Source organism: Phytobacter palmae (genome assembly GCF_039409775.1).
GTDB classification, from domain to species: domain Bacteria; phylum Pseudomonadota; class Gammaproteobacteria; order Enterobacterales; family Enterobacteriaceae; genus Phytobacter; species Phytobacter palmae.
This window is the reverse complement of sequence record NZ_JBCIVJ010000001.1, coordinates 408,740-421,777: the sequence shown is the minus strand read 5'-3', so window position 1 is coordinate 421,777 and position 13,038 is coordinate 408,740. Positions and strand designations below refer to the sequence as shown.

At 51.9% G+C, this 13,038-nt stretch carries 11 protein-coding genes; 8 read left to right on the top strand and 3 right to left on the bottom strand.

The genetic code is table 11. The features are described from left to right. Positions 1–257: 257 nt before the first annotated feature. The 7 genes from clpP (at position 258) to AAIG39_RS02040 (ending at position 8,416) form a co-directional block, all read left to right on the top strand. Positions 258–881: an ATP-dependent Clp endopeptidase proteolytic subunit ClpP gene (clpP, locus tag AAIG39_RS02070; RefSeq protein ID WP_041852501.1), complete on the top strand. Its 624-nt coding sequence runs from the start codon at positions 258–260 to the stop codon at positions 879–881. 125 nt (positions 882–1,006) lie between these two features. Beyond that, a complete protein-coding gene (gene clpX / locus AAIG39_RS02065) occupies positions 1,007–2,281 on the top strand; it encodes an ATP-dependent protease ATP-binding subunit ClpX (protein ID WP_041852500.1) in 1,275 nt (424 codons plus the stop codon). A gap of 183 nt (positions 2,282–2,464) precedes the next feature. Then, the gene (gene lon, locus AAIG39_RS02060) at positions 2,465–4,819 is read left to right on the top strand and encodes an endopeptidase La (RefSeq protein ID WP_090082603.1); all 2,355 of its coding nucleotides are present in this window, start codon (positions 2,465–2,467) and stop codon (positions 4,817–4,819) included. 210 nt (positions 4,820–5,029) lie between these two features. Continuing rightward, complete coding sequence (hupB, locus tag AAIG39_RS02055; RefSeq protein WP_041852498.1) at positions 5,030–5,302, top strand: nucleoid-associated protein HU-beta; 273 nt, start codon at positions 5,030–5,032, stop codon at positions 5,300–5,302. Between the two features lie 209 nt (positions 5,303–5,511). Further along, entirely contained in the window at positions 5,512–7,386 is a 1,875-nt protein-coding gene (gene ppiD, locus AAIG39_RS02050) for a peptidylprolyl isomerase (RefSeq protein WP_343193087.1), read from the top strand. A gap of 144 nt (positions 7,387–7,530) precedes the next feature. Beyond that, on the top strand, positions 7,531–7,911 hold the full coding sequence (locus tag AAIG39_RS02045) for a helix-hairpin-helix domain-containing protein (RefSeq protein WP_343193086.1): 381 nt from the start codon (positions 7,531–7,533) through the stop codon (positions 7,909–7,911). A 97-nt stretch (positions 7,912–8,008) separates the two neighbouring features. Then, positions 8,009–8,416 carry a YbgC/FadM family acyl-CoA thioesterase gene (locus tag AAIG39_RS02040; RefSeq protein WP_343193085.1) on the top strand — a complete coding sequence of 136 codons (408 nt, stop codon included), beginning with the start codon at positions 8,009–8,011 and terminating at the stop codon, positions 8,414–8,416. A gap of 120 nt (positions 8,417–8,536) precedes the next feature. On the opposite strand, the gene queC is transcribed toward AAIG39_RS02040, so the two are convergent. Both queC and AAIG39_RS02030 read right to left on the bottom strand, forming a co-directional pair. After that, positions 8,537–9,232: a 7-cyano-7-deazaguanine synthase QueC gene (queC, locus tag AAIG39_RS02035; protein WP_090082594.1), complete on the bottom strand. Its 696-nt coding sequence runs from the start codon at positions 9,230–9,232 to the stop codon at positions 8,537–8,539. Positions 9,233–9,299: 67 nt separating this feature from the next. Beyond that, positions 9,300–11,000, bottom strand: a complete 1,701-nt coding sequence (locus AAIG39_RS02030; RefSeq protein ID WP_343193084.1) for an SgrR family transcriptional regulator — start codon at positions 10,998–11,000, stop codon at positions 9,300–9,302. A 98-nt stretch (positions 11,001–11,098) separates the two neighbouring features. Between AAIG39_RS02030 and cof the strand changes: the two genes are divergently transcribed. After that, on the top strand, positions 11,099–11,917 hold the full coding sequence (gene cof, locus AAIG39_RS02025) for an HMP-PP phosphatase (RefSeq protein ID WP_090082588.1): 819 nt from the start codon (positions 11,099–11,101) through the stop codon (positions 11,915–11,917). Between the two features lie 41 nt (positions 11,918–11,958). Here the strand turns inward: cof and AAIG39_RS02020 are convergent, their stop codons facing one another. After that, positions 11,959–13,005 carry a PLP-dependent cysteine synthase family protein gene (locus AAIG39_RS02020; protein WP_090082585.1) on the bottom strand — a complete coding sequence of 349 codons (1,047 nt, stop codon included), beginning with the start codon at positions 13,003–13,005 and terminating at the stop codon, positions 11,959–11,961. Positions 13,006–13,038 lie beyond the last annotated feature (33 nt).

Genomic DNA, 13,038 nt, shown 5'->3' with positions numbered 1-13,038 from the left:
TAAGCCCGTCACCTCCTGGTGACGGGCTTTTTTTATCGCATTGATGTTATCAGAAGTGTGCTAAAAGGGCGTTTCAGTGTTAGCGTAACAGCAAAAGGTTGTTATGCTTGAAATAAGGTGTGGTCATCCCCATTAAGGGACTATCGACTGTGAACACTCTGGCTGATAATCCGTCCGTGAGGGGTCGTAGTCAGACCTGGCTCACTCAAGTACAATCAGTACAGCAGGTTATTTATTTTTAGATCCAGGAGACGGACATGTCATACAGCGGCGAACGAGATACCTTTGCACCCCATATGGCCCTGGTGCCAATGGTAATTGAACAGACCTCACGCGGTGAGCGCTCCTTCGATATCTACTCCCGTCTTCTTAAGGAACGTGTCATTTTCATGACGGGTCAGGTTGAAGACCACATGGCTAACCTGATCGTGGCGCAGATGTTGTTCCTGGAAGCGGAAAATCCGGAAAAAGATATTTACCTGTATATTAACTCTCCGGGTGGCGTTATCACTGCCGGAATGTCAATTTACGACACCATGCAATTTATTAAGCCTGACGTCAGCACCATTTGTATGGGCCAGGCCGCGTCCATGGGCGCATTCCTGCTGACGGCGGGAGCAAAAGGCAAGCGCTTCTGCCTGCCTAATTCACGCGTGATGATCCACCAACCTTTGGGGGGTTACCAGGGGCAGGCGACGGATATTGAGATCCACGCCCGAGAAATCCTGAAAGTGAAAGGGCGTATGAACGAACTCATGGCGCATCATACGGGTCAATCTTTAGAGCAAATTGAACGAGATACCGAACGTGACCGTTTCCTCTCTGCGAACGAAGCCGTCGAATACGGTCTGGTTGATTCAATTTTGACCCATCGTAATTAATGCTCAGGCCGGAGTAGTGCCGCTATAATATTATCGAGTGGCACTACGCTAGCCAGCGTTTTGCGCCTGGAATGGCATTTGCGTCGTCATGTGCGGCACAAAGAACAGAAAAGAGGTTTTGACTCATGACAGATAAACGCAAAGATGGTTCGGGCAAACTGTTGTACTGCTCTTTTTGCGGCAAAAGCCAGCATGAAGTGCGCAAGCTCATTGCCGGGCCGTCCGTGTATATCTGCGACGAATGTGTTGATCTGTGTAACGACATTATTCGCGAAGAGATTAAAGAAGTTGCGCCGCATCGCGAGCGCAGTGCACTGCCGACGCCGCACGAGATTCGCCATCACCTGGACGATTATGTTATCGGTCAGGAACAGGCGAAAAAAGTGCTGGCCGTCGCGGTATACAACCATTACAAACGTCTGCGCAATGGCGACACCAGCAATGGCGTTGAGCTTGGTAAAAGTAACATTCTGCTGATCGGTCCGACCGGTTCTGGTAAAACGTTGCTGGCTGAAACGCTGGCGCGTCTGTTGGATGTTCCGTTTACCATGGCGGATGCCACCACCCTCACCGAAGCGGGTTATGTGGGTGAAGACGTTGAAAATATCATCCAGAAGCTGTTGCAGAAGTGCGATTACGACGTACAAAAAGCGCAGCGCGGCATCGTCTACATCGATGAGATCGATAAGATCTCACGTAAGTCTGATAATCCGTCCATCACCCGTGACGTATCCGGTGAGGGCGTACAGCAGGCGTTACTGAAACTGATCGAAGGCACCGTGGCTGCCGTACCGCCGCAGGGTGGACGTAAACACCCACAACAGGAATTCTTACAGGTCGACACCTCCAAGATCCTGTTTATTTGTGGTGGCGCATTCGCTGGTCTGGATAAAGTGATTTCCCATCGTGTTGAAACCGGTTCTGGCATCGGCTTTGGCGCGACGGTAAAAGCAAAATCCGAAAAAGCGAATGAAGGAGAGCTGCTGGCCCAGGTCGAGCCGGAAGATCTGATCAAATTTGGTTTGATTCCGGAATTTATTGGTCGTCTGCCAGTTGTGGCAACCCTCAACGAGCTGAGCGAAGAAGCGTTGATTCAGATCCTCAAAGAGCCGAAAAACGCCCTGACCAAACAGTATCAGGCGCTGTTCAATCTTGAAGGTGTGGATCTGGAGTTCCGTGACGAAGCGTTGACCGCTATTGCTAAGAAAGCAATGGTGCGTAAAACCGGTGCACGTGGTCTGCGTTCCATCGTTGAAGCGGCGTTGCTGGACACCATGTATGATCTGCCGTCTCTGGAAGAGGTCGACAAAGTGGTGATTGATGAGTCCGTCATTGCCGGACAAAGCAAACCACTGCTGATCTACGGTAAGCACGAAGCGCAACAGGCGTCTGGTGAATAATTCACCAATCCATACATGTAGTTAATGAAAAAGGGGGGATTTTATCTCCCCTTTTATTTTTCCTGATTCTCGCCGTTGAATGTGTGGGAAACATCCCCATATACTGCTTTACATGTTAATGGTGCGTGTTGCACAGTCACGTCACCGGATTACCTGGCGGACATTAAACTAAGAGAGAGCTCTATGAATCCTGAGCGTTCTGAACGCATTGAAATCCCCGTATTGCCGTTGCGCGATGTGGTGGTTTATCCGCACATGGTCATACCCCTGTTTGTAGGGCGGGAAAAATCTATCCGTTGTCTTGAAGCGGCCATGGACCATGATAAGAAAATCATGCTGGTTGCACAGAAAGAAGCGTCAACGGATGAGCCGGGTGTAAACGATCTTTTCACCGTCGGGACCGTGGCCTCTATTCTGCAGATGCTGAAACTGCCTGACGGCACTGTCAAAGTGCTGGTGGAGGGGCTGCAGCGCGCGCGCATTACCACGCTGTCGGATAATGGCGAACACTTCACGGCTAAAGCGGAATACCTCGATTCCCCGGCCATTGATGAGCGTGAGCAGGAAGTACTGGTACGCACTGCCATCAGCCAGTTTGAAGGCTACATCAAGCTCAACAAAAAAATCCCACCGGAAGTGCTGACTTCGCTGAACAGCATTGACGACCCTGCGCGCCTGGCCGATACCATTGCCGCACATATGCCATTGAAACTGGCCGACAAACAGTCCGTACTGGAGATGTCCGACGTTAACGAACGTCTGGAATATCTGATGGCGATGATGGAATCGGAAATCGATCTGCTCCAGGTCGAGAAACGTATCCGCAATCGCGTTAAAAAACAGATGGAAAAATCCCAGCGCGAGTACTATCTGAACGAGCAGATGAAGGCCATTCAGAAAGAACTCGGCGAAATGGACGATGCGCCGGATGAAAACGAAGCGCTGAAACGCAAAATCGATGCGGCCAAAATGCCAAAAGAGGCAAAAGAAAAGGCCGAAGCCGAACTGCAAAAACTGAAAATGATGTCTCCGATGTCTGCGGAAGCTACAGTAGTCCGTGGTTATATCGAGTGGATGATTCAGGTTCCGTGGTATGCGCGCAGCAAAGTGAAGAAAGATCTGCGTCAGGCGCAGGAAGTGCTTGATACCGACCACTATGGTCTTGAGCGTGTTAAAGACCGTATCCTTGAGTATCTCGCGGTGCAGAGCCGTATGAACAAACTCAAAGGTCCAATCCTGTGTCTGGTTGGACCGCCGGGGGTAGGTAAAACCTCTCTGGGACAATCTATCGCCAAAGCGACCGGACGTAAGTATATCCGTATGGCGCTGGGCGGCGTACGTGACGAAGCAGAAATTCGTGGTCACCGTCGCACCTATATCGGTTCTATGCCGGGTAAATTGATCCAGAAGATGGCCAAAGTCGGGGTGAAAAACCCGCTGTTCCTGCTCGATGAGATCGACAAGATGTCCTCAGACATGCGCGGCGATCCGGCATCTGCTCTGCTGGAAGTGCTTGATCCGGAACAGAACGTTGCATTTAGCGATCATTATCTGGAAGTGGATTACGATCTCAGCGATGTTATGTTTGTCGCGACGTCTAACTCCATGAACATTCCGGCACCGCTGCTCGATCGTATGGAAGTGATCCGTCTTTCCGGTTACACGGAAGATGAGAAACTGAATATCGCTAAACAGCATCTGCTGACGAAACAGATCGAACGCAATGCGCTGAAACCGACTGAACTGACCGTGGATGACAGCGCCATTATCGGCATCATTCGTTATTACACCCGCGAAGCAGGTGTACGTAGTCTTGAGCGCGAAATCTCTAAATTGTGCCGTAAAGCCGTGAAACAGCTTCTGCTGGACCCCTCGTTGAAACATATCGAGATTAACGGTGACAACCTGCACGATTACCTGGGTGTTCAGCGTTATGACTATGGCCGTGCGGATGATGAAAACCGTGTGGGCCAGGTAACTGGCCTGGCGTGGACCGAAGTCGGCGGCGACCTGCTGACTATCGAAACCGCGTGTGTACCGGGTAAAGGCAAGCTGACCTATACCGGTTCGTTGGGTGAAGTCATGCAGGAATCTATCCAGGCTGCGCTGACCGTGGTGCGAGCTCGTGCTGAAAAACTTGGCATTAATGGGGATTTCTACGAAAAACGCGATATTCACGTTCACGTACCGGAAGGGGCTACGCCGAAAGACGGCCCGAGCGCCGGTATCGCGATGTGTACTGCGCTGGTTTCTTGTCTGACGGGCAACCCGGTACGTGCCGACGTGGCGATGACAGGGGAAATTACCCTGCGCGGCCAGGTTCTGCCGATTGGTGGCCTGAAAGAAAAACTGCTGGCGGCACACCGTGGCGGGATCAAAACCGTGCTGATTCCTTATGAGAATAAGCGCGATCTTGAGGAAATTCCGGAAAACGTCATTGCCGACCTGGACATCCATCCGGTTAAGCGCATTGATGAGGTTCTGGCCCTGGCACTGCAAAACGAACCCTTTGGCATGCAGGTCGCGACCGCAAAATAGTGACCGCGCGCAAAGAGCGTTGATAAAAACAAGGCTGGTGAGGCATTTCGCACTTGCCAGCCTTTTTTTGTATAGCTAATTTAGATTGCTGGTTGGGTGTGTCATCAACAACTGGTGTTGTAAGGGCATGACAGGCCTGATATAACTGCTGCGCGGTCGCGCTGTGAAGGACTCAGGCGCGATATAAATTATAAAGAGAGGAAGAGAAGAGTGAATAAATCTCAACTGATAGACAAGATTGCCGCGGGAGCTGACATCTCTAAAGCGGCTGCTGGACGTGCGTTAGATGCTTTAATTGCTTCTGTTACTGAATCTCTGAAAGAAGGGGACGATGTAGCGCTGGTAGGTTTTGGTACTTTTGCTGTTAAAGAGCGTGCTGCGCGTACAGGTCGCAACCCTCAGACCGGCAAAGAAATCACTATCGCCGCAGCTAAGGTTCCGGGCTTCCGCGCAGGCAAGGCACTGAAAGACGCGGTTAACTGATCGCTTTCCCGGTGGGAAGGTGAAAAGTACAAGGGCGCATCGAGAGATGTGCCTTTTTTATTTATTCAGTCACTCATATCTGAGTTTCTGCGAGTTGTGGGCTGACAATTGCCCCCTTTTCTTGTCAAAATACGACCCTATACGCAGCGTCGGGAAACTGAGTGACTGCGCGAGGTCTACAGTCACCTACAGCGGAGTGTTGTTACACCATGATGGACAATTTACGCACGGCAGCAAACAGCATCGTGCTCAAGATCATTTTCGGCGTCATTATCGTGTCGTTCATTTTGACCGGCGTCAGTAGCTACCTTATTGGCGGTAACAATAATTATGCCGCAAAGGTTAATGACCAGGAGATTGGTCGCGCGCAATTCGAAAATGCGGTTGCCAGTGAACGTAATCGTATGCAGCAGCAACTGGGTGACCAGTTCTCAGAGCTGGCCGCGAATGAAAACTACATCAAATCCATGCGTCAGCAGGTGCTGAACCGTCTCATTGACGAAGCATTGCTGGACCAGTACGCGCATAATCTGCACCTGGGCATTAGCGATGAGCAGGTTAAAAAAGCGATTTTCTCCACTCAGGCTTTCCAGACCAACGGTAAATTTGATAATGACCGTTTCAACGGTATCGTCAATCAGATGGGTATGAGCGCGGATCAGTATGCGCAAGCGCTGCGTAATCAGTTGACCTCCCAGCAGTTGATCAACGCGGTTGCCGGTACTGACTTCATGTTGAAAGGTGAGACGGACGAGCTGGCGGCGCTGGTTTCCCAACAGCGCGTTGTGCGTCAGGCCTTGATTGACGTGAATGCGCTGGCAGCAAAACAGACCGTAAGCGATCAGGAGATTGCCGGTTTCTATGAGCAGAACAAAGCCCGTTTTGTATCCCCTGAGCAGTTCCGCGTCAGCTATATCAAGCTGGATGCGGCCAACATGCAGCAGAACGTCAGCGAAGCGGATGTTCAGTCCTACTATGATCAGCATATGGATCAGTTCACGCAGCCGCAGCGTAATCGCTATAGCGTGATTCAGACTAAAACGGAAGATGATGCGAAAGCAGTACTGGACGCGCTAAGCAAAGGGGCGGATTTTGCCGCACTGGCGAAAGAAAAATCCACTGACATCATCTCTGCCCGCAATGGTGGTGATATGGGATGGCTGGAGCCAGCTACCACACCTGATGAACTGAAAAATTCGGGTCTGAAAGATAAAGGCCAGTTATCAGGCGTGATCAAATCTTCCGTTGGCTTCCTTGTTGTTCGTCTTGATGACATTCAACCGGCAAAAGCTAAACCGCTGAGCGAAGTGCATGACGAGATCGCCGCGAAAGTGAAGCAGGATAAGGCACTGGATGCCTGGTATGCCCTGCAACAGAAAGTGAGCGAAGCCGCAAGCAACGATAATGAGTCTCTGGCGGGTGCTGAGCAAGTCGCTGGAACAAAAGCCGTTGAAACCGGCTGGTTTAGCCGTGACAGCCTGCCGCAAGAACTCAATTTTAAACCGGTTGCCAACGCTATCTTTGATGGTGGTCTGGTGGGGGTGAACGGTGCGCCGGGCAGTAACTCTGATATTATTACTGTCGATGGTGACCGTGCCTTCGTGCTGCGTGTGAGCGAGCATAAAGCAGAAGCGATCAAGCCTCTGGAAGACGTTAAAGCTCAGGTCAGCGATATCGTTAAGCACAACAAGGCGGAGCAGCAGGCCAAACTGGATGCTGACAAGCTGATCGCTGAATTGAAAGCGGGTAAAGGCGATGATGCGCTGAAAACCGCAGGGTTAAGCTTTGGTGCAGCCAAAACATTGACTCGTACCAGTCAGGATCCGATCAGCCAGGCGGCATTTAATCTGCCGCTGCCGGAGAAAGACAAACCAGGTTATGGCGTAGCGAATGATGCTCAGGGCAATGTCGTGATTCTGGCGTTAGATGAAGTGAAAGCCGGTACCATGCCGGAAGAGCAGAAGAAAGCGATGGTTCAGGGAATTACCCAGAACAATGCCCAGATCGCTTTTGAGGCTCTGATGACCAACCTGCGTAAAGAGGCCAAAATCAAACTTGGCGCTATTATGGAACAGCAGGAATAACGAGACGCTTCCCATAAATATTGCAACGCTTTGCAATTCAAAAGGCCGCTTTCGCGGCCTTTTCCACATTTGCTATTCGTCATTTGTACCGTTTTTCCCGGTTGTTTATCGTAGCGTCGTTGTTAAACACCAAGGAGAAACAGCATGAAACATGGAATCAAAGCACTTTTACTGACCCTGTCTTTTGCCTGTGCTGGCATTAGCCACAGTACGCTGGCAGCACCCACTGATGCTGGCGCGAAAGCGCCTGCCGTACAAAGCAAAGCCGGGAATAATGCGACGCCGGATGCCAAAAACATTGATACGGCGAAAAGCGCCGATGATGACGGTACCAGGGTTAGCATTAATACCGCCAGTGCCGAGGATCTGGCGCGGGTAATGAATGGAGTGGGCATGAAAAAAGCGCAGGCGATTGTTAGCTACCGGCAAGAGTATGGTCCATTTAAGACTCTGGACGATCTCAAACAGGTGCCTGGCATAGGAAGTGCGCTTGTTGAACGTAACCTCGGAAATCTGTCCCTGTAAGAGATGGCGCTTGCGTAGTCGCGAAATTTTGCCAGACTAAAGAGGTCATACCAGTTATGACCTCTGTTCCTATAACAAAAGTAAAGGTTAAAGCGCTATGCAGACTCAGATCAAAGTTCGTGGTTACCACCTCGATGTCTATCAGCATGTGAACAATGCCCGTTATCTGGAATTTCTGGAAGAAGCGCGTTGGGATGGACTGGAAAACAATGAAAACTTTAAGTGGATGACGACGAATAACATCGCGTTCGTGGTCGTCAACATCAATATCAACTACCGTCGTCCTGCCGTGCTGGGCGATCGCCTGACAGTGACCAGTCATGTTAAACAGATTAATGGACGAAGCGGCGTGCTTAGCCAGGTCGTGACGCTGGACCCGGGAGGCGAAGTGGTGGCTGACGCACTGGTGACCTTTGTGTGTATCGATCTTAAAACGCAAAAGGCGCTGGCGCTGGAAGGGGAGTTACGTAAAAGGCTGGAGGAGATGATCCGCGAAGAGGCGTGACAAAGGCAAAAGCAAAACGGCAACATGGTTGCCGTTTTAGTGTGTGCTTCCTCTTCCTGTGGATGCGGGCTGCTGGTAGACCGGGTAAGCGCAGCGCATCCAGGAATTAAGACCAGCGCGTCAGAGCAGACCGATTTTCTTTTTCATGGTTGCCATGACTCCGGTCTTATCGGCCAGGTAGTGACGCAGACCATTCGCCCGCAGGTTACAGGCAGCACACTGTCCGCAGCCGTCGCCTTTGATGCCGTTATAGCAAGTGAGCGTCTCATTACGCACCAGGTCCAGTTTGCCCCAGTAATCGGCCAGCGCCCAGGTTTCGGCTTTGTCTATCCACATCAGTGGCGTTTCAAAGCGAATGTCTTTCGCCATACCCAGATTAACCGCATGGTTCAGGGCTTTGACAAATTCGTCGCGACAGTCCGGATAACCAGAAAAATCAGTTTCGCAAACGCCGGTAATCACCGCTTCGGCCTGTACCTGGTACGCATAAATGGCCGCCAGCGTTAAAAACAGAATATTGCGCCCGGGCACGAACGTATTCGGGATACCACTGGCATCAGGCTGGTAATCCGGTACCGGGATGCTGTCGCGCGTCAGGCTACTGACCGCCAGTTCATTCAGTAATGTCACATCAAGTACTTTATGCGCGCGGGCGCCTGACTGTAATGCCAGTTCACGCGCTACATCGATTTCCGCACGATGGCGCTGACCATAATCGAAGGTGACACAATGCACTTCATCGTATTGTTGCAACGCCTGAACCAGACAGGTAGTAGAGTCCTGCCCGCCACTAAACACGACTACGGCACGTTTCATAATTATTCCCGGTATTCATTCATAAAGGCGCTATGGTAGCGCGTGCAGATTGCCTCGACCAGCTTCTTCACCGCGCCGGGGCCGGCAGCCAGGCCTGGGTAAAATCAAACCAGCCACGCGTGTTCAGTCGAATACCTTCCACGCCTGGTGGCGCGCTAATGCGATACTGATAATTAAACAGCGGTGTCAGTATGGCCTCATCCATCAGACGACTGAATACTGCCCGCAGCGCCTCGCTACGTGTAGTTTCATCCGGCACGCTTTGCACGGCATCGAGCGTAGCCTGCAAATGAGAAAATTGGGCGCGGCTGAGTACATTTGGCCAGACCGGGTCGCAGCGCAACCACTGTTCCAGCGCATACTCCGGAGCTTCACCAATCAACCGGTCCCCCATCAGCAAATCTGCCTGTGCCATTGCACTGCAGCCATTCCAGGTTTTGGCATCATGAAATATAAGCGTGACATCGCAACCGAGTGTGGCCAGGTAACGTTTGAACTGTTGCGCCATGATGTGTAACTCCACTGGCAGATGGTAAAGCAGGGTTAACCTGGGCGGTAGCTCAACGCTCTCTTCCTGTGGCCACTCTGGAATCGTCCAGCCGGGGAGCAACTCTTTACTGGGCGCAATGAGGTTTTCATCGAGCGGCAGTGTGTCCAGCAAAGATGTCTGATGGATGATTTGCACAAGCCGCCGTGATTGTGCCGGAGTGAGATTTGCGCCAATACGCTGTGCCAGGTAACAAAACCCAAGGCTAACACTGTTACTCACCGGCTGCAGGTGAACGAGTTCATCGGGTTCGCCAATCGCAATCTGTACCGGATGACGACAACTGGTCCCGAGATTCTGCTCAAAAAGCTGCGGTGTAATCCAGAACTCTACCGCTTTCAATAAAGGATGGGTGAGGTGGTACTGCTCATGACTTTCCAGCCTTACCAGTTCGTTACTGAATAAGGCAAGACGGAACGGCCCGGTACCGATAAGCGGCATTTGTGGATGCGCCAGCGTGGTGGCATAGCTGGCAAGCCGATGCGCCAGCCAGAAATCCGGATGGTGCAACGTAAATGTCAGACAATGGGAATGGGTCGCCTCCACGCTTTTGACACTGGCGAAAAGTGTCCGTAAAGCGGGCAGTTCAAGAAGCAGCATAAAACGCGTTTGTAACTGCCGTATATCAACCCCATCGCCATTGTGCCAGTGCAGTGTCGTGCGAATATGAAACCGCCAGCTCAACGTGTCCTCGCTAATATCCCAGTGATGCGCCAAATCTCCCTGCGGTAAAGAGCTGTCGTCAACGAAACGCGTCAGGCCAGAGAAGATTTGCCCGGCAAGATGCTGTTCCGCCCGACCGGGTAAGAAACCCTGCCGTAGCGGCTCCAGGGGACGATAGTAAGGTATGCGTAACGTCGGAGTGTCGTTTTGCCAGAGGCCGCCGAGGAAGGGATTCAATAAGGTACGCAAATCTTCCGGTGCGAGTTGCGCCAGCGCCAGGGCATTTTGTTGCTGGCCTTCGTTGAGCGCCTGCTCCATCATCTCTTGGCGCAAGGATTCCGGCGTGCGCAAAAACTGTAACGCCGCACGTTTACCTCGACCGGAACGGGAGTCCCAGTTGAGCCAGCCCGCTTCCTGCATCTGGCGTAACAGCGTTCGCATATGGCGTTCGCTGCAAAAACAGCGTGCGGCAAGTTCTGCCACGCTGACCTGTTGCGCTTCTCCTGAGGAGGCCTTCCAGAGGCGCTGATATTGGTTGAGTCTGTTAAGAAGTCGCATAAACCCGGAACAATTATCTCGTTCTGCTCACTATTACTTCCGTATATATCAGGCAATACTTCTGTGCAATACAAGGCGATCACATCTGGAGATGAAATATGGCCCGGCTGGCTGCTTTTGATATGGACGGTACTTTGCTTATGCCCGATCACCGACTTGGTGAGCAAACTGTGGCAACGTTACGCCGTCTGCGTGAACGCGATATTACCCTCACTTTTGCGACCGGCAGACATGCGCTGGAGATGCGCAAACTCATCGAAATCCTCGGGCTGGATGCTTTTTTGATAACCGGTAACGGCACTCGCGTCCACTCCCTGGATGGGGAACTTTTACATCGCCAGGACCTTGATCCCGAAGTGGCTGAACTGATACTGCACAGCAAATGGGATACACAGGCCAGCATCCATGCGTTTAACGATAACGGCTGGATGACGGATAAACCCATCCCGGAAGCGTTGGACGAGCATATCTGCAGTGGATTCACTTACCAGTTGGTGGATCTAAAGCGTCTGCCTGCCCATGATGTGACCAAAATCTGTTTTGTGGGAGAACATGACGACCTGTGCCGCTTGCGGATCCAGATGAATGAGGTGTCAGGTGGTCGGGCTAATTTATGCTTTTCCGCCTCTTATTGCCTGGAGGTACTACCGCCTGGCTGCAACAAAGGGTCGGCGTTGACCATGCTCAGCTCGCAACTGGGCGTGCCGATGCAGGATTGTATGGCGTTTGGTGATGCCATGAACGACAGAGAGATGCTGGCAAGCGTAGGGCGCGGCATAATCATGGGAAATGCCATGCCCCAGCTGCGCGCCGCGCTTCCACACTTACCGGTTATCGGACACTGCCGCGATCAGGCCGTGTCGCACTTCTTAACGCATTGGCTGGATACACCTAATCTTCCTTATTCCCCCGAATGATGAGATTTTTTCCAGCAGCCAGGTGTGAATACCTGGCTTTTTTATTTCACCAGCGTGTTAATTTCTTCCCGCCACGGGCGGACATCGCCGATATTAGCTTCGACCCACTGCGGATTGTAGTAAGTATCGAGATAGCGTTCGCCACTGTCACACAGCAGGGTCACGATAGATCCGCTACGCCCTTCGTCACGCATACGCGCCGCCAGTTGTAGTGCTCCCCACATATTCGTGCCGGTCGATGCGCCAACCCGACGACCTAATTGTGTTTCCAGCCATTGAGCGGTTGCCACGCTGGCGGCATCGGGGACTCTGAGCATCTCGTCCACGACATCAGGAATAAAGGACGGTTCGACGCGTGGTCGGCCAATCCCTTCAATTTTACTCCCCACCGCAGAGCGCAGCCCGGACTCGCGGGTACGCCAGAAATCGAGAAACACCGAGTTTTCCGGGTCTGCCACCATCAGTTCAGTGTTATAACCCTGACAACGGATGTAGCGTCCGATAGTGGCCGATGTGCCGCCTGTCCCTGCACTCATGACGATATAGTCCGGCACCGGATGCGGCTCGTTTTTCATCTGGCGAAAAATGCTGTCTGCAATGTTGTTATTACCCCGCCAGTCGGTGGCGCGCTCGGCATAGGTAAACTGGTCCATGTAATGGCCGTTCAGTTCGCGAGCCAACATTTCTGAGGCCGCATATATCTCGCAGGCGCTCTCCACGAAGTGACAGCGACCACCGTAAAATTCAATCTGTTCGACTTTTCGTTTGGCCGTGCAATAGGGCATAACGGCAATAAACGGTAACCCCAGCAGACGGGCAAAATAAGCTTCTGAGACCGCCGTTGAACCGGATGACGCTTCAATAATGGTGGTGCCTTCTTTAATCCAGCCATTGCAAAGGCCATAGAGAAATAGCGAACGCGCCAGTCGATGTTTGAGGCTCCCGGTTGGGTGCGTACTCTCATCTTTCAGATAGAGCCGAATGCCGGGAAAAGCTGGCAGCGCGAGACGGATCAGGTGCGTGTCCGCAGAGCGCTGATAATCGGCATTGATTTCGTTAATGGCGTGCTTAACCCAGTCACTGTTCATACATCATTTCCATTTATCATTTTGTGCCCAGAT

Excerpts from the sequence above, each read along its gene's own strand:
- lon (WP_090082603.1), top strand. The coding sequence starts at position 2,465 with ATGAATCCTGAGCGTTCTGAACGCATTGAAATCCCCGTATTGCCGTTG.
- clpP (WP_041852501.1), top strand. The coding sequence starts at position 258 with ATGTCATACAGCGGCGAACGAGATACCTTTGCACCCCATATGGCCCTG.
- cof (WP_090082588.1), top strand. The coding sequence starts at position 11,099 with ATGGCCCGGCTGGCTGCTTTTGATATGGACGGTACTTTGCTTATGCCC.
- queC (WP_090082594.1), bottom strand. The coding sequence starts at position 9,232 with ATGAAACGTGCCGTAGTCGTGTTTAGTGGCGGGCAGGACTCTACTACC.
- AAIG39_RS02040 (WP_343193085.1), top strand. The coding sequence starts at position 8,009 with ATGCAGACTCAGATCAAAGTTCGTGGTTACCACCTCGATGTCTATCAG.
- AAIG39_RS02030 (WP_343193084.1), bottom strand. The coding sequence starts at position 11,000 with ATGCGACTTCTTAACAGACTCAACCAATATCAGCGCCTCTGGAAGGCC.
- ppiD (WP_343193087.1), top strand. The coding sequence starts at position 5,512 with ATGATGGACAATTTACGCACGGCAGCAAACAGCATCGTGCTCAAGATC.
- clpX (WP_041852500.1), top strand. The coding sequence starts at position 1,007 with ATGACAGATAAACGCAAAGATGGTTCGGGCAAACTGTTGTACTGCTCT.
- AAIG39_RS02020 (WP_090082585.1), bottom strand. The coding sequence starts at position 13,005 with ATGAACAGTGACTGGGTTAAGCACGCCATTAACGAAATCAATGCCGAT.
- AAIG39_RS02045 (WP_343193086.1), top strand. The coding sequence starts at position 7,531 with ATGAAACATGGAATCAAAGCACTTTTACTGACCCTGTCTTTTGCCTGT.